Consider the following 15945-nt stretch of genomic DNA (forward strand, 5'->3'; position numbering starts at 1 on the left):
AGTGCCTGATTGCGCAGTTTCTCTTGCGGCTTGTCAAGCCGGGGCTGGACAGGTGCCGACCTTGGCGGCATTGTGCGTTTAATCGATTAATTGATCTTGACGGATCACGTCTCCCTATTGTCAGATCGTGTCATGAGCACAGCAGAGACCGGCCTTGCCCACGCCAGCGCCACGCGCCAGTTTGCCCAGTTCGCCGAAGTGGCGGGGCTTGATCTGAGGCGGCTCTGTCCGGCCGAACTCCATGCATTTGTCGAACAGGCGCGCACCGCCGAATGGCTGCCCGCCCATGTGCAGGTCGATCTGCTTCAGACTGTTGCGATAGAGGCGGGCAGGCCCGATCTGGGGGTGGCATTCGCGATGTGGTGCAACATCCGCGGGTTCGGTCCGGTGAGCCTCCTGTGGGATCACTGTTCGACGCTTGACGAGGCGACCCGGCTGACCCGGCGCTACATGCATCTGGAAAGCGCGGCGATGCGATCCAGCACTGACATCACCGGGCATGAGGCGGCCTTGCGCCATGTGCTGATGGTGCCAGCGCGCCTTGGCGGTTCGCAATACCTTCAGGGCACCCTGACCTTGCAGTTGCGGATCGCGCGCATGATGCTGGGAGATGAGTGGTTGCCGATCCGGCTTGAACTGGATCATCCCGCACCGCCAAGTCATCGCTATCATCAGACCGTGTTCCGCTGTCCGATCGTGTTTGAATCGGATCGCTGCGCACTGGTCTTCCGCAAATCGGATTTGCATCGGCCATCGCCGCGCGCCAATCCCAACATGCGGCAGTATCTGGAACGGCAACTGGCGCAGGCCGGCAGCCAGTGGCCCGGCGATCTGGTGCAGCAGGTGCGCTATTTCATTGCCAGCAACCTGACCGAGCGCAAGGCGAACCTTGCGCATGTGGCCGGTCTTGCCGGGCTTTCGCCGCAAAGCCTGCAACGTCGCCTTGCCGAACGCGGCACGAGCTTTGCGCTGATCCTGGAACAGGTGCGCAAGCAGACCGCTGATGAATACTTCCGCTCGGCGCGCCGCCCGAACCTGACCGAACTTTCGCATCGGCTGGGCTATACCGATGCCAGCGCTGCCAGCCGCTTTCTGCGCCAGCACATGGCGACGGGGGCAAGGGCGCTGCTGGCGCAGGTGCGTTCGGCCAAGGCCATGCCGGAGCGGCGGCTTTACGGCTGAAGCCTGCCGGACAGGCCGCAGCAAACCATCACCCCGGAGAGATCGCGATGCCGCCAATTCCCGATGACACGCCGGTGCTGGTCGGCGCAGGCCAGTTTGTCGAAAGGATCGACGCGCCAGGTTATCAGGGGCTTTCCTTTGCCGATCTTTCCGCACGGGCGGCAGCGGCGGCGCTGGCCGATACCGGGGCGAGTGCAGCCGTGGCGCAGCGGGTGAAGGCAGTGGGGGCGATCCGCACCTTCGAGGAATCGGGTGCAATGCAGGTGCCCTTCGGGCGAGCCAGCCATATGCCGCTGGCGGTTTCCCGGCGGCTGGGCCTCGCGCCGAAGGTGGCCATTCTGGAGAAGGTTGGCGGTCAATCGCCGCTGGCGCTCATGGCCGATCTGGGCAACCGCATTGCCGCGGGCGAGATCGAGGCGGCGCTGATGTTCGGCAGCGAGGCGATCTCTACCGTGCGCCACCTTGTGGGCAGCGGTGAGAGCCGCGACTGGGCCGAAACGGATGATCCCGCCGGCGCCGGTGTTGAATGGATCGACAAGGGGCCGGGTTTCGAAGGCACGCTTTCCGCCGCGAGCATTGCCCATGGCATCCGCGCGCCGGTGACGGCCTATGCCCTGTGCGAAAATGCGCGCCGTGCACGGCTCGGTCTGACGCGTGAGGCTTATGCGCTGGAAATGGGCAGGCTGTTTGCGCCTTTTACCCGTGTGGCGGCAGCCAATCCCTTCAGCGCTTCGGCCACAAGGCCCATGGATGCGGCCGAGATTGCCACCCCCGGCGCGCGCAACCGGATGATCGCAGACCCCTATCCGCTGAAGCTGGTATCGCGCGATCAGGTCAATCAGGCGGCGGCGCTGGTGCTGATGTCGGCCAAGGCCGCGCGCGAGGCAGGCGTGCCGCAGGAGCGCTGGGTCTATCTGCATGGCGCGGCGCTGGCGAACGAACGCGAACTGCTGGAGCGGCCGGACATTGGCGCCTATCCGGCCGCGAACGAGGCCATTGCGCAGGCCTTTGCCATGGCGGGCAGGAGCGCAGCTGACATGGCCGCCTTCGATTTTTATTCCTGCTTTCCCGTGCCGGTGTTTGCCACCGCCATCGACGGGCTGGGCCTTCGCCCCGACGATCCGCGCGGACTGACGGTGACGGGCGGGCTGCCCTATTTCGGCGGTGCGGGAAACAATTATTCGATGCACGCCTTTGCCACGATGATCGAACGCCTGCGCAGCGCGCCCGGCAGTTTCGGCATGGTCGGACTGAACGGCGGCTTCCAGTCGAAATATGGTGCTGCCGTGCTTTCGACCGCGCCCTGCTCATGGCCGGGGTGCGACAGGCAAATGGCGCAGGCGCGCCATGATGGCGTGGCCCCCGCCGCGATGGCAGACAGGCCAGCCGGACGCGGGACCATCCGCACCTATACGGTGACTTATGCAAAGGGGGAGCCGGAAGCCGCCATCGTGATCGGCACGATGGACACGGGCGGGAGGTTCATTGCCGCCACGCGCGAGGCCGATACGCTTGCAGCCATGCTGCGCGATGATCCGCTGGGCCGGGGCTTGATCGTGACGCCGGGCGAGAAGCGCAACGGCTTTGTGCTGGCCTGAGGGAGCGAGGCATGCAGCGATCGCCGACAATGCTTGAGGGAATCCGGGTGGTCGATCTGACGACCGTGGTGTTCGGACCCTATGCCACGCAGATCCTTGCCGATCTTGGCGCGGATGTCGTCAAGGTAGAGGCGCCGGGCGCGGGCGATGCGTTTCGCTGGTCGGGCAAGGCAGCCGCGACGCCGGGCATGGCACCGGCGTGGATGGCGCTCAATCGGGGCAAGAAATCAATCGCGCTCGACCTCAAGGCCGAGGAAGACCGGGCGGTGATGCTTGACCTGCTGCGCGGGGCCGATGTCTTCGTGGTGAACGTGCGGGGCAAGGCGCTGGAACGGATCGGGCTGGACTACGACAACGTGCGCGCGATCAACCCTTCGATCATCTACGTCCATTGCGTCGGCTTCGGGCAGGATGGGCCCTATGCCGATCTTCAGGCCTATGATGACGTGATTCAGGCCGCGACCGGCACTGCCACGCTCCTGCCGCGTGTGGATGGCAACGCGCGGCCGCGCTATCTGCCCTCGCTCATTGCCGACAAGGTAGCGGGGCTCCATGCCGCCTATGCTGCGTTGGCAGCGATTGTCCACCGCCAGCGCACGGGCGAGGGGCAGCGCGTGGAAGTGCCCATGTTCGAGGTATTCTCCAGCTTCATGCTGCTGGAACATCTTGGCGGGCTGACGTTCGACCCGCCCAATGGACCCGCCGGATACCACCGCCAGATCGACCCTGATCGCCAGCCCTTTCCGACGGCAGACGGCCATATCAGCATTGTCCTCTATGATGATGCTTCGTGGGAGCGGCTCTTTGCCGTTCTGGAACAGCCCGATTTCCTGCTGGCCGAGCATCTGGCAACACCGAAGCTGCGCTTGCAGAACTTGGCAGAGCTTTATCGCGCCGTGGCGCGGTTCAGCCCTGCATTCACGACGCAGGAACTGCTGCGCCGGTGCCACGCCGCGCAGATACCGGCGCAGGCCGTGCGCGATCTCGATGACGTGATGAGCGACCCGCACCTTGCCGCGACGGGCTTTTTCCGCCGTCGCCTCCATCCATCGGAAGGTGCCTATTTCGAGCAGTCATCGCCGGTGCGGTTTGGTGCGCGGGGGGCGCAAGAGGGCATTCCCCCGCCACTGCATGGCGAGCACGGCGCGGCATTGCGCGAACACGGGTGGTCAGCTTTCGAGGATTAGGGCGCCGTTCCGGGGCGCGGGTAAAGCCTGACTATTCGATCCTGTCGCTTGAGCCGACAGGACGCATCGGCGGTTCGGGCACGGGTTCCGCCGGGGCAGGAGGCGCATAGCCGCTCTGGACTGGTGCCAGCGATGGGTCGCTGCCCGTGTCGGCAGACCAGACATCGCCCGATGGATCATCCCCGGCAAGATTGCCGGCCGAGTGCGCGGCACCCGCCTTGCCCAGTTCGGCAACCGCGCTGCCGTCTTCCAGCAGAAAGGCAGCCAGAAGCAGGGTCATGAAGGCAAAGACAAGGGCGGTCTTGAGGTTCATGCAGTCATCCGAGGAGCACTGGGCGGCAACAGTGATGGAGGATACGCATCAGCAGAGCCTGCGGGGCAGGTTCTGCGTGTTGGTGATGTTCTGGTTGGTGCGTTCGCGCACGTTGAACGCCGCCTCATAGCGCAGGTTGGTGATCCGCGGGCTGAAATCGGGAAAGATGATCGGACGATAGCGATAATTCACCTCGACGAACATCACGGCTGTTCCTGGCGCGGCGGTGATGCGGTTCCCCGGCCGACCCATGCCAGAGCTAAGCGAGCCATTGGTCCTTCCCGTGCCTTCCACGCCATAGGCCGATCCTCCTGGCAGCGAGCCGAAGCAGCGCTGCCAGTTGATCATCTGGCCGTTGTTCGAGCCGGTCTGCTCGTTGGGTTGCAGTGAGGACAGGATAACGCGCCCATTGGCGGGAAAGTTGAACGGCCTGCCGATGAGTTCGGCACCGGCGAAGACTTCGTAGATGTTCTGCTCGTCGATCCCAGTGCGCACGCGTCCGGCATTGTCGGCCACGGTTATTGCGATCTGGTTCACACGCATATGCGTGACCACGAGGTTGGTCAGTTCGAGACCGCTGAGCAGAACAAACGTGATTGTGGGGATGGCAATAGCAAACTCGATCATCGCCACCCCTGCCGTGCAGGAGGCCAGTTTGCGCAAGTTCCGCCCCAGCTTGTCCATCAGGCGCATCTCAGACACATACCGTGGGTGGAACCCGCTGGCGGGTGTAGGGCTGGTTGCGGATCGCCGTTTCGCCACGGATCGCATAGTTGGGGCTGGTGTTGATGAACTGGTGAATGGGAAACAGACGCGGCATCCGCACAGTCACTTCGTAGAACACCACGTCATCGCCGCTGCCCACGCCTTCGCGTCCGGCATTCGCATCGAAGGCGCCGTTTTCGTTCAGATCGATGAAGCAGTCGCCGGGGTCGTAACGGCCATTGTTGTTATAGTCGGTGACGAGCTTCTCGCTTCGTCCGACGCCGACGAAATCGAAGTAGTTGCGGATGCGAACTTCGTAGGTGGCCTTGCGGGCGACGATGTCGGAGCGGCGCTTGATGGCGCATTCGACCTGCGCAACCACGGTCGTTCCCGTGCAGTTCAGTTCGGGTGCTTCAAGCGATGCCGTGCGCGCCACATCATTGAGCGCACCCTGCACGACCGATCGCAGATAGGCTTGATAACCCAGATCGAAGCAGCCCAGCAACGTTGCCATCAGCGGGGCGGCAACAAGGGCAAACTCGGTGGCGGCAGCGCCTTTGCGATTTTCGCGCAGGGCAAGTGCAGTGCGCTTTACACGGTCGAGGAAACGCATGGCCATCCCCTATTTCACCAGCCTCAAGGCGCCGATCTGGTTGCCGATCTCACGGAACTTGGCGATCAGCGCGGCGCTGCTGGAAGAGACGGACGCTTGTGCCGCATTGCTGGCGCAGCCGCGCACATCGGCGTTTATCGTGGTATCAAACCCAATCACCCATACTGAGACGTTCATGTTCTTGGCGGCGTTGCAGATCATGCGCAGGCGCTGCTGGTGACGCGCAAGCTGGTTCGATGTGGAACAGCTTGTCGATCCCGTCACGCGCATGTCGTTCTGCTCGATGCCGTAGGCGGTCAGCACGTTGCAGTAGGCGGTCTGCTCGCCGTCCGTCATGAAGATGATGTGCCGGTTGCAGGGCATGCCGTTGTATTCGGTGCAGCCATCGGCAAACACGCCGCCGGTTGAGATGAACCGTGCGCCCCAGAGCATCCCGATATCGAGATAAGTGCCGCCGATCGGTTGGAGCGAATTGACATAGTTCTCCATGCCGGTGCGCGTCCAGGTGTTGAGCCGTCGCGCTTCTGTGGGGCAGGCCCAGAAGCCGGTGCTGTAGGCGTTGTTGAGAATCCAGCCGGACGTCGTGTTGCGCGTGGTATTGCTGGTGGAGGTCGAGCCTTGGGTGCGGGTATAGACGACCTCAGGCAGCATCGGTCGCCAGCGGGTGGCGTTGCTGTCGGGAATGCGGTTTATGTCGAGGTCGAAGGCATCGGCAGGGATTGTCAGGCTCGTGCCGCCATTGATCGACGTGGTGGTGTTGCGCTCTTCGATGCAGCCGCTCCAAGTGGCTGTTCTGGTGCCGACTTCGCTGTTGACCGAAGGCAGTTGCTGAAGGTTGTAGGTGCCGCCCGGATTGGCCACGGTGCCATTGGCATCGGTGGCAATGACCATGGTGCCGCCCGGCTGCTTGAACAGCGAGGTGTCATAGGTTTCCTGACGGTAGGTCCAGCTCGTGAAATCGCGGCGGGTCTGATAGGTCGTCGTGGTGACGGTTCGCCACCGCCGACAGCTGCGATTGGTGCCCGATGTGACCGGTGCGCCCGCCCAGCCCCAGTCCTGACTGGCGACGTAGGCCGTGCTGGTCGACGTGCCGCTGTAGGTCGTTTGCGTGGTGGCGGTGGGAGCAGGCCCCCCGCCGTTCACCGCAGCAGACTGCACCCAGGTCTGGCACTGCGAGGTTGAGCGGGTGGCGGTGGGGTGCGGTGTGTCCTGGCCGGTTGTGTTGCCGTTCCAGTATTCCCAGCCGGAAGTCGATGTGGGCGGATTGGCGGGATAGACCAATGTATTGAAGTTCGCTACGCGCGAAGGATAGGTTGTGCTGTCGGTGATGTAGGACGGATTGACGTTGTAGAGCAGCCTTCCGACGTTCACCGTGCTCGAATAGGGGACGATCCCGTAGCGCAGACGAAGGCCCTGTGCCTGCAACTGGGTCTGCACCGGAGCAAGTTCATCATAAAGCGCCATGACCGCATCGCGCAGAGCCTCGATCTTTGGACGCCCATCCACAGGATCGGCCATGGAGCCCGTCACGTCCAGCACGAGCACGACATCGGTGTTCACGAAGTTCAGCGATGCATCGCAGCTGACCCGCAGAGGGATGGAATCGTACCCGAAGATGCCCATCAGCGTCGTCGGGATGCGGGTGGCCGCGGTCATGCGGACGACGCCCGTGGAGGGCCGCGTCACGGTCGGGGTGAACGGGGTGGTGTTGAAGCTGCCCTGCGGAAAGTTGAACGAGAAGAAGCGAACCGCGGTCTGTTGAACCTCGGTGGTCAGATCATCGTTGCGCATGATGCGGCGTGCCGCGAGCGAGCCGGCATCGCACGCGCTTTGCAGGCGTGTCTTGGCGGAATAGGCGCGGCTGAGGTCCACGGCGCTGCCAATCATTGCCGTAAGCGGAATCATCGCAACAGCCGTGATGACCAGGACATTTCCTGATGTTGCCTGCCACAAACGGCTGAAAAACTGGCGTAACGTGTTCATGCAGCCCGAACCTCGACCGATTCCGCGCGCTGTTGCGGGATTCGCTCCATCCGGCCTTTTCCCAGCAAGTGGTTAAGGTTGTCTTGTCGATCCCACGTATGGCCGGTTGGAAATGCGCATCCGGCCTCGGCTGGATGCGCCGATCCTGGGGTTGAGAGGGAGGGGCCGGGTGGGTGTTGCCGCCTGACATGGCGGATTGTTTGCGTTTGACGGGCATAGCAAATGGGGGCCAGCATTGCTGCCGGCCCCCACTCTACGTCCATTCCGGCTTATCAGCGTCGCGGTCGGTTTCGGTTTCAGGGTGACGGGACGCCCATCGGCATGCCATCAGCTCCATTCACTTTCGCCGGTAGAGCGCTGTGTCATCGCCATATCCTGCGGGATGCTTTTCAGGGCACGTAGCCCTTGAGCCGCGATCACTGCCTTGCTTGCGCATAGACAGATGCCGCTATCCCGCCTTCAGGCGACGGACCTTGACAGTCGACATGCTCCTGCCACGCTCCGCCTTTCGCGACAGCTCCGGATCGTGCCTTGCGGACAATCCGTTTCAAGCCATCATCGGGCGTTACCCCATCGCTGGGGCGCCTTTGCTTTGCTGGCCTCATCCTCAGGCGGCCTGCGCCGTCTCGGTCAATTGCAGCAAAGCAAGGGCGGAATGCCTTTTGCCACTCCATCCGGATTTTGCTGTGCCGGGTGCAGGCCAAGGCCCTTGCCGCACATCGCATCCCTTCAGGTCTGGCTTTCCAGCGTTCCTGTTCCGACCATGATGGCAACAGTTTCGCACAGCCGCAGATCAGCTTGGCGCCATTTGCAGGTTGGTTACGCTGTCAACCATTCATGTTCGCGTCACAAACATAATGACACTGTTTTTCAGCTATTTAGGCTGAAAACCTTGAGATGTTTCATGCTTCTGACACTTGCAGGCTGCGCCTCATCGCCGAGTCGCGCAAGCGAAAAGTGCGGGAGTTATCCACAGCCCCCGCACCTTCCGGTGGATAGTATTTTGCAGCGCAAAATGCGGCCTGCCAACCCTCTGGAATCAGGGCCGTGTCCGCATCCGCAGATGCTCAGCGTCCTCTTTGCGCAAGCAGGCGCAGGCGCAGCGCATTCAGCTTGATAAAGCCTGCCGCGTCCTTCTGGTCATAGGCACCAGCGTCGTCCTCGAATGTGACATGGCGTTCCGAGTAGAGGCTGTCGGGCGACTTGCGACCCACGACCCACGCGTTGCCCTTGTAGAGCTTGAGCCGCACTGTGCCGTTGACGCGCGCCTGCGAATGATCGATCGCGGCCTGGAGCATCTCGCGCTCAGGGCTGAACCAGAAGCCGTTGTAGATCAGTTCGGCATAGCGGGGCATCAGCTCGTCCTTGAGGTGTGCCGCACCGCGATCCAGCGTGATGCTTTCGATTCCGCGATGAGCGCGGGCATAGATCTCGCCTCCGGGCGTTTCATACATGCCGCGGCTCTTCATGCCCACGAAGCGGTTCTCGACCAGATCGAGCCGGCCGATGCCATGCTTGCGGCCAAGTTCGTTGAGGGCGGCGAGCAGCGTAGCGGGCGACATTGCCTCGCCGTTGAGCGCCACGCCATCGCCCTTCTCGAAGTCGATCGTGATGTATTCCGGCTGATCGGGCGCGTCTTCGGGATTGACCGTGCGCGAATAGACATAGTCCGGGGTTTCTTCCCACGGATCTTCGAGCACCTTGCCTTCGGAAGAGGTGTGCAGAAGGTTGGCATCGGTGGAAAAGGGGCTTTCGCCGCGCTTGTCCTTGGGAACCGGGATCTGGTGCGCTTCGGCCCAGGCGATCAACGCGGTGCGGCTGGTGAGATCCCATTCGCGCCAGGGAGCAATCACCTTGATGCCCGGTTCAAGCGCATAGGCACCCAGTTCGAAGCGGACCTGATCGTTGCCCTTGCCAGTTGCGCCGTGCGCCACCGCATCGGCGCCGGTTTCGCGGGCAATCTCGATCAGCCGCTTGGAGATCAGCGGCCGCGCGATCGAGGTGCCCAGCAGATAATCGCCTTCGTAGCGGGCATTGGCGCGCATCATCGGGAAGACGAAATCGCGCACGAACTCTTCGCGCAGATCGTCGATGTAGATATTCTCGTCGGGCACGCCCATCAGCTTGGCCTTGGCGCGGGCAGGCTCAAGCTCTTCGCCCTGGCCGAGATCGGCGGTGAAGGTCACGACCTCGCAGTTGTAGGTGACTTGCAGCCACTTGAGGATGACGGAGGTGTCGAGACCGCCGGAGTAGGCGAGAACGACCTTCTTGATATCGGACATGAGCGGAGCGACTCCCCTGAGCAAAAGGTGCCTGAAATGCGCGCCGCGCGCCTAACAGGCGGGACCGGGAACCGCAACCTTTTGCCGAAGCGCGCCCCTGCGGCTGCGCTCAGCCATGCAGATAGACCGCGCGTTCGTGGCTGAAGCAGCGGAAGCCGAACACGCCGTGATAGCTGCCCATGCCGCTGGTGTTGACGCCGCCGAAGGGCAGGTTGTTTTCGAGATAGTGCGAGAACACGCCATTGACCGTGACCCCGCCGGACGAGGTGCGGGCAAGCACTTTCTCGATGTTGGCTTCGTCGCGGCTGTAGATGTAGAGTGCCAGCGGCTTGTCGCGCGCGGCGATATAGCCGATCGCCTGATCGAGCGTGTCATAGGTCATGACCGGGATGACCGGCGCGAAGATCTCGTCTTGCAGGATGGTCATCTGCGGGGTGACATCGGTGAGCATGGTGGGGTGGATGGTAAGGTCATCGGCCTCGAAGGTGCCGCCGACCGCAACGGTTGCACCCTTCGCCACGGCATCGTCGAACATGGCCTTGACCCTGTCGAAGTTTGCCCGGTTCACGATCTGGGCGATGCTGTCCTTCCTGATCTGTCCGGCCTCGTCATAGAGGTTCTTCTGCACGTTGGCCCGGAAGCCTTCGACGAGAGCAGCCTTGCGGTCTTCCTTGACGAAGACGTAGTCGGGGCTGATGCATGCCTGGCCGCCGTTGAACTGCTTGGCCGCAGCAAGCTGGGCGGCCACCTGATCGATATCGGCGCTGTCATCGACGATGACCGGCGATTTGCCGCCCAGTTCGAGCGTGACGCTGGTGAGGTGCCGTGCGGCAGCCGCCATGACGATCCTGCCCACGCGCGGCGATCCGGTGAAGAAGATGTGGTTGAAGGGCAGGTCCAGCAGGGCCGTCGCCACCGAAACATCCCCCTCGAAAAGGGCGACATCACGCTCGTCGAAGGCTTCCTCGATGATGGCGGATGCAACGCGCGCCGTGGCCGGGCACAGGTCGGTCAGCTTGACGATGCAGGTGTTGCCCGCCGCGATGGCGGCGGCCACGGGGCCAAGCGCAAGGCCCAGCGGGAAGTTCCATGGGCCAAGGATGAGGCATACGCCGCGCGCTTCATGGATAATCCGTGCCCGGTCAGCGGGGTTGAGCGAGGAGCCGACTTCTACCGGCATCATCCACGCATCGAGATTGTCGATATTGCGCTGAATGTTGGCGATGACATTCATGACCTCGGTCACGCGGATTTCCGCGACAGGCTTGCGCGTATCTTCAAGGACGGCGGCCACGATGGCATCGGCGTGTGTTTCGACCGCAGCCTTGAGGCGCGCCAGCTTGTCCTTGCGCTCGGCAGCCGATGAAGCCTTGGCTTCCCATTGATGGGTCTGCTGGAGCGCGAAGACACGCGCGATGTCGGTCGCAAGATCGGCGGCGGTTGGCACGGATGTGGTCATGGCAATTCCTGATTGCGTGGCGCGGTTGACAGATGGCGCAGTGGGCATGCGGCCCGCGCGGTTTGCCGGCGGGCCGTTTCAGGAATTGGCGTGGACGTGTTTCGGTCTGCGGATCAAGCGCTACTCGGCGGCCGATTTCATCAGGTGCCATTCCGGCGCCTGATCCAGCCGGGCAAGACGCTCCCACTCATGCTGGATGTAGTCGCGCGTCATGGGCAGGGCGCTGCGGCGCTTAACGCTCTGGATATGGAAGTTGACCATACCGCCATGGCGGAAGCTCTGTTCCGCGCCTGCCAGATAGAACTGCCACATGCGGAACAGGCGTTCATCGTAAAGCGCGATGATTTCCTCACGGTGCAGACATGTGCGGCGATACCATTCGGCAAGAGTATAGGCGTAGTGATAGCGCAGAACCTCAATATCGCCGATTTCCCATCCGGTGCGTTCGAGCGCCGAAACCAGTTCGCTCATCGCGGGAATATAGCCGCCGGGGAAGATGTATTTGCGGGTCCACTTGTCGGTCGTCCCCGGCGGACCGGTGCGTCCGATGGTGTGGGTGAGCATGATCCCTTCGAGATCGAGCAGTTCGTTGGTCTTGGCGAAATACTCGCCGAAATTGGGGGCGCCGACGTGTTCGATCATGCCGACGCTGGTGATACGGTCGAACTGGCCGGTGACGTCGCGGTAATCGATGAGCTGGAACTTCACCTTGTCGGCAACGCCTGCGGCTTCGGCGCGCTCCTGCGCGAAGCGGACCTGATCTGGTGCGAGACTGACGCCCAGCACCTCGCAGCCGAAATGGCGATTGAGGTAGAGCGCCAGCCCACCCCAGCCACATCCGATATCGAGCACGCGCATGCCTTCTGCCCGGCCCGGCTCCAGCCGCAGCTTGGCCGCGATCAGGGCTTTCTTGTCGACCTGCGCGCGTTCCAGCGTGTTCGCAGGATCGGCGAAATAGGCCATGGTGTACTGACGGTCGGTATCGAGGAACAGTTCGTAGAACTCGCGCGTCAGATCATAGTGGTGGACCACGTTCTTTGCGGCCTGCGCGCGCTCGTTGATCTGGTCAAGTCGCGAGATGACCTTGCCCAGCAGGTTGCGCAGCGGACCCTTGCGATCGATGCCGCCGCCGGAATTGGCATTGCCCATGACCAGCAGGATCATGTCGCGGATGTCGTGCGGTGGTTCCACTACCAGGCGGCCATCCATGTAGGCTTCGCCGGCGCCGACGCGGGGGTCCTTGGCCACGTGCATGGCGGCCCCCTTGTCGGTGAAACGGATGGTGACAGGCGAAGCGGCCGGATCGCCATAGGCGTATTCCTTGCCGTCATGGTCAATCACCACCAGCCGACCCTTGCGGATCAACCGCTTCAACATCTGATCAAGCAGCCACATACCGACAGACTATGCCAAAAGCGTTCAATCGCAAGGGTTTTTGCCACCCTGCGGCGGTCCGGGGCGTTTAGCGGCAGCGTGCGCCGCTGCGCTCCAGTTCGCGGCCCAGCAACGCGCCGCCTGCCGCGCCAAGGACGGTGCCCATGGTGCGATCGCCGCGCGAATCGATGGCTCTGCCGATGAGCGCGCCACCGGCGGCACCGATGATGAGGCCGGTCGTGCCGTTGTTGCGGCGGCAGTAGTAGCGACCGTCGCGCCCGCGCCAGACGCGATCGTTGCGGGAGATGCGGCGCGGTTCGATATAGCGGCCGCGGCTGTCATAGACCCGGTCATGCTTGACCTTGTGGTATCCGTGCGCGGGCGCCCATCCCGGCGGGCTGGCAAGAGCAGGAGCCGCAGGAACCGCCAGTGCGGCCATCACAAGGGAAAGAACGGTCTTTTTCATGGATTTCTCCTGAATGCTGTCCGTCTGCAAGGACGGTTGTGGGGGACAACGCAAAGACTTGGCCGCTGATCCCCAACGCGGGATGAACGGCTCGTTGTGCTGAGCAAAGTGCGCCGAATTGATCCCCTTGCGCGACAAATTGATGAGATGGAGCCGGAGTTTGCGCCATGCGTGCACAATCCATTTTCCTACATGTGCCAATATGGTTATCTACTTTCGTCGATTGTTCCAAAAATGCTGCAATGGAGACATCGATGACCAATCCTGAAGTCACCTTCCCCTCGCGCATCGCTCCGGTTACGGCGCTGGCCTATGCCAAGCAGGACGGTTCGGCCGAAGTCGTCTCGCTGGACAAGCCGCTGCCGGTCAGCGGCGGGACAATGGCTTACGCCCTTCCGGGAGGCGCGGCGCAGACGGTGAGCGAGGCATCCCCCCTGCCAGTGCGGACCGCACCGCTGCCTGCCGGAAACGCGCATATCGGCAATGTCTTCCTTGACGACGTGGGTGACGGCCTGACCGTGGCGGGCAGTGTGACGAGTGCGGACGTGGTGGTTTCGGCACCGCTCACCGGATTTGCGGGGGGCACCTTTCAGGTGGTTTCGGGCGGCAATTCCTGCACCGTGAACTACGAACATTCGAACGACGGGATCAACTGGATCGCCATTCCGGTCATCGCGACGAACGGCGCGACCAGTTCCCCTTCGATCACCACGACGGCGGTCGGCCTCTATGCCTTTTCATCCAATGCGGGGTTTGTCCGGGCGCGGGTTTCAAGCTATGGCAGCGGGACGGTGTCGATCGTGCTTGTGCTCAAGCGCAGGCCGCTCAACGTGACGAGCACATCGCTTGCAGGCAGCGGTGCATCGATAGGCAACGTGGTTGTGACCGGCACGGTCAATACCAGCCTTGGCTATACCGACAGCACCACCGCGCTTGCCGCTTCGGCGAGCTTTACCGGCACCGGCAGGGTCGGCAATTCGACCCCGTTCTGCTTTTTCATTGCCACGGCCTTTGCCGATGTGGCTGGAACGCTGTTCATTGAGCATTCGCTTGACGGGGGAACGACCTACCACCCGATCCAGCGCGCGGATGTGCCAGCGGGCGAGGGGCGGCAGCTTGTGGCGCGCATGACCGGAACCTATGGCACGAATACGCTTTACCGGGTGCGTTACGTGAACGGCCTGGCCGCGCAGGGCACCTTCCGTCTTTCGAGCGCATTTTCGGCCCGCTGAGGCGCCTGCGCGTGGCGATGCTTCAGTAGTTCCACTGGACCTGCGCGCGGACCACGTCGCCCTTGGCGCGTCCGGTCCGCCGCTCGTCCGCCTCGTTGCGCTTGATGCTGGAATAGCTGAGCGTGACTTCAAGCTCCTTCATCGGCAGCCACTCCACGCCGGCTTCGTACTCGTCGGTTTCAAGCCGCGGGGCGTTGGTGGCGGCCTTGAAACCGCCCCGATACTTCTGCCAGCGCGCGAAGGGAATGATCTGGCCGACCGGGGATTGCGGCACGCGATACATCGCCATGACATAGCCGCCGGTGGCGCGCTGCGAGCGGATGGTGCCAAGCGCCTGATCCCACTGCGGCGCGGTGCCAAAGGTCCATTCGGCCTGCACGCCGATCGGGGCGGGGTAGATCATCCCGTGGAAGTTCACGTGGTTATCGTCATACGATACGGTCGAGACACCACCGGAGCGCAATTCAGGCCGGAACTGGTTGCGCATGGCGGTAACGCCGAACTCTGCCACCTGGCCGGGAAGGCCGATGCCATCGAGGCGGAATGGCACGGTTGCCATGCCGACCGTCATCAGCCCTCCATTGCGTTCTATGCGGTTGATTCCCTGACCGTTGTAGGCCGCCAGCGCAAAGGCGCCGTAGTTTCCGAACAGCTTCTGCCCATCGGCTGCAAGTTCGTCCCAGATCTTCTGGATCTTGGGCGGGGTGTAATAGAGCACGACGCCAAGATCGCGTTCGCCCGGCACCGGGGCATTTATCGCATCGGTGCGGTCAAGCGGGACGCGGTTGGACGAACTTTGCAGGTTTTCCCAGCCGTAGGGCACCTTCGACTGGCCGAAGCGCACCTTCAGGGTCTTGGCCTTGTCGAGATAGACATCGGCATAGGCATCGCGCATCTGGAAGAAGTGCTGGCGCGGTTCGCTGACCGACTGGTTATTCACTGCGGCCGCCATATCGCCCTGCATGTAGAGCGAGACGCGGTCCGAAATGTCGCCCTGGACGACGAGGCGCGCACGGCGCAGGCTGAAATTGCCGTTCTCGTTGATGCCGCTGTCCTGCACCGAACGCAGCCGCGAGATGCCCGCAGGGGCGGACTTGGGACCGCTGATGATCTCGTTCAGCCGCATCTGGGTGTAGCCGCGGATCATGAGCTTTTCATGCCACGCTTTCTTCTTCTTTGCCGGAGCTTCGGCCGCAGCCAGTTGCACGGGCCGAGCCTGCGCGGCGGGCGGTGCGGCGGAAGTGGTGGCAGAAAGGCCCGCCTGAAGCGTATCGGAAGGCGCGGTGGGGGCGGGCGCAGGCGCAGCTGCCCCCGCAGGCGCGCTGGCCATGCGCGCGTTGCCCTGCATGGCCTGAAGCGCGTGCACCATGGCCTTCAGTTCATCCACCTGCCGCTGGAGGTCGGCGATCTTTGCGGCCTGATCTTCGGGCGCGATCTGCGCCTGCGCCACACTGGCGGCGCTGATGAAAACGCATGCCGCAAGTCCTGCCCTGAAAGCCCTGCCGTTCATTTCCGCGAGAATCTCCGTGTCGGGTTCGGATCGACCCGGAG

General features: G+C 62.9%; 13 protein-coding genes. 4 read left to right on the forward strand and 9 right to left on the reverse strand.

What is annotated here, in order from left to right; translation table 11 throughout:
- Positions 1-132 precede the first annotated feature (132 nt).
- The 3 genes from DKM43_RS04900 to DKM43_RS04910 are packed head-to-tail and all read left to right on the forward strand — an operon-like array spanning position 133 to position 3967.
- On the forward strand, positions 133-1182 hold the full coding sequence (locus DKM43_RS04900; protein WP_109797367.1) for an AraC family transcriptional regulator: 1050 nt from the start codon (positions 133-135) through the stop codon (positions 1180-1182).
- A 47-nt stretch (positions 1183-1229) separates the two neighbouring features.
- Complete coding sequence (locus tag DKM43_RS04905; protein WP_109797368.1) at positions 1230-2780, forward strand: acetyl-CoA acetyltransferase; 1551 nt, start codon at positions 1230-1232, stop codon at positions 2778-2780.
- A 29-nt stretch (positions 2781-2809) separates the two neighbouring features.
- On the forward strand, positions 2810-3967 hold the full coding sequence (locus DKM43_RS04910) for a CaiB/BaiF CoA transferase family protein (RefSeq protein ID WP_236632390.1): 1158 nt from the start codon (positions 2810-2812) through the stop codon (positions 3965-3967).
- A gap of 31 nt (positions 3968-3998) precedes the next feature.
- On the opposite strand, the gene DKM43_RS04915 is transcribed toward DKM43_RS04910, so the two are convergent.
- The 8 genes from DKM43_RS04915 to DKM43_RS04950 form a co-directional block, all read right to left on the reverse strand.
- Positions 3999-4280, reverse strand: a complete 282-nt coding sequence (locus DKM43_RS04915; protein WP_109797370.1) for a hypothetical protein — start codon at positions 4278-4280, stop codon at positions 3999-4001.
- A gap of 48 nt (positions 4281-4328) precedes the next feature.
- Positions 4329-4907 (reverse strand): pilus assembly protein, encoded by a 579-nt coding sequence (locus DKM43_RS04920; protein WP_236632391.1) that lies wholly within the window; start codon positions 4905-4907, stop codon positions 4329-4331.
- Between the two features lie 67 nt (positions 4908-4974).
- Complete coding sequence (locus DKM43_RS04925; RefSeq protein WP_236632392.1) at positions 4975-5604, reverse strand: TadE/TadG family type IV pilus assembly protein; 630 nt, start codon at positions 5602-5604, stop codon at positions 4975-4977.
- A gap of 3 nt (positions 5605-5607) precedes the next feature.
- Positions 5608-7581 carry a TadE/TadG family type IV pilus assembly protein gene (locus DKM43_RS04930; RefSeq protein ID WP_109797372.1) on the reverse strand — a complete coding sequence of 658 codons (1974 nt, stop codon included), beginning with the start codon at positions 7579-7581 and terminating at the stop codon, positions 5608-5610.
- A 1067-nt stretch (positions 7582-8648) separates the two neighbouring features.
- Positions 8649-9863 carry an argininosuccinate synthase gene (locus DKM43_RS04935; RefSeq protein ID WP_109797373.1) on the reverse strand — a complete coding sequence of 405 codons (1215 nt, stop codon included), beginning with the start codon at positions 9861-9863 and terminating at the stop codon, positions 8649-8651.
- A gap of 109 nt (positions 9864-9972) precedes the next feature.
- Entirely contained in the window at positions 9973-11370 is a 1398-nt protein-coding gene (locus DKM43_RS04940; protein ID WP_109797374.1) for an aldehyde dehydrogenase family protein, read from the reverse strand.
- Between the two features lie 72 nt (positions 11371-11442).
- Positions 11443-12699: a cyclopropane-fatty-acyl-phospholipid synthase family protein gene (locus DKM43_RS04945; RefSeq protein WP_330857612.1), complete on the reverse strand. Its 1257-nt coding sequence runs from the start codon at positions 12697-12699 to the stop codon at positions 11443-11445.
- 85 nt (positions 12700-12784) lie between these two features.
- Positions 12785-13162, reverse strand: a complete 378-nt coding sequence (locus DKM43_RS04950; RefSeq protein WP_109797376.1) for a glycine zipper 2TM domain-containing protein — start codon at positions 13160-13162, stop codon at positions 12785-12787.
- A gap of 254 nt (positions 13163-13416) precedes the next feature.
- Between DKM43_RS04950 and DKM43_RS04955 the strand changes: the two genes are divergently transcribed.
- The gene (locus DKM43_RS04955; protein WP_145960474.1) at positions 13417-14394 is read left to right on the forward strand and encodes a hypothetical protein; all 978 of its coding nucleotides are present in this window, start codon (positions 13417-13419) and stop codon (positions 14392-14394) included.
- A 22-nt stretch (positions 14395-14416) separates the two neighbouring features.
- Here the strand turns inward: DKM43_RS04955 and DKM43_RS04960 are convergent, their stop codons facing one another.
- Positions 14417-15904 carry a porin gene (locus DKM43_RS04960; protein ID WP_109797378.1) on the reverse strand — a complete coding sequence of 496 codons (1488 nt, stop codon included), beginning with the start codon at positions 15902-15904 and terminating at the stop codon, positions 14417-14419.
- Between the last annotated feature and the right edge of the window lie 41 nt (positions 15905-15945).

The organism is Novosphingobium meiothermophilum, assembly GCF_003171715.1.
Lineage (GTDB): Bacteria > Pseudomonadota > Alphaproteobacteria > Sphingomonadales > Sphingomonadaceae > Novosphingobium > Novosphingobium meiothermophilum.

What these genes read in the sequence shown, in the direction of transcription:
- DKM43_RS04920 (WP_236632391.1), bottom strand. Translation starts at nt 4,907, where the DNA reads ATGATCGAGTTTGCTATTGCCATCCCCACAATCACGTTTGTTCTGCTC.
- DKM43_RS04905 (WP_109797368.1), top strand. Translation starts at nt 1,230, where the DNA reads ATGCCGCCAATTCCCGATGACACGCCGGTGCTGGTCGGCGCAGGCCAG.
- DKM43_RS04925 (WP_236632392.1), bottom strand. Translation starts at nt 5,604, where the DNA reads ATGGCCATGCGTTTCCTCGACCGTGTAAAGCGCACTGCACTTGCCCTG.
- DKM43_RS04935 (WP_109797373.1), bottom strand. Translation starts at nt 9,863, where the DNA reads ATGTCCGATATCAAGAAGGTCGTTCTCGCCTACTCCGGCGGTCTCGAC.
- DKM43_RS04900 (WP_109797367.1), top strand. Translation starts at nt 133, where the DNA reads ATGAGCACAGCAGAGACCGGCCTTGCCCACGCCAGCGCCACGCGCCAG.
- DKM43_RS04960 (WP_109797378.1), bottom strand. Translation starts at nt 15,904, where the DNA reads ATGAACGGCAGGGCTTTCAGGGCAGGACTTGCGGCATGCGTTTTCATC.
- DKM43_RS04915 (WP_109797370.1), bottom strand. Translation starts at nt 4,280, where the DNA reads ATGAACCTCAAGACCGCCCTTGTCTTTGCCTTCATGACCCTGCTTCTG.
- DKM43_RS04955 (WP_145960474.1), top strand. Translation starts at nt 13,417, where the DNA reads ATGACCAATCCTGAAGTCACCTTCCCCTCGCGCATCGCTCCGGTTACG.
- DKM43_RS04945 (WP_330857612.1), bottom strand. Translation starts at nt 12,699, where the DNA reads ATGTTGAAGCGGTTGATCCGCAAGGGTCGGCTGGTGGTGATTGACCAT.
- DKM43_RS04930 (WP_109797372.1), bottom strand. Translation starts at nt 7,581, where the DNA reads ATGAACACGTTACGCCAGTTTTTCAGCCGTTTGTGGCAGGCAACATCA.
- DKM43_RS04910 (WP_236632390.1), top strand. Translation starts at nt 2,810, where the DNA reads ATGCTTGAGGGAATCCGGGTGGTCGATCTGACGACCGTGGTGTTCGGA.
- DKM43_RS04950 (WP_109797376.1), bottom strand. Translation starts at nt 13,162, where the DNA reads ATGAAAAAGACCGTTCTTTCCCTTGTGATGGCCGCACTGGCGGTTCCT.
- DKM43_RS04940 (WP_109797374.1), bottom strand. Translation starts at nt 11,370, where the DNA reads ATGCCCACTGCGCCATCTGTCAACCGCGCCACGCAATCAGGAATTGCC.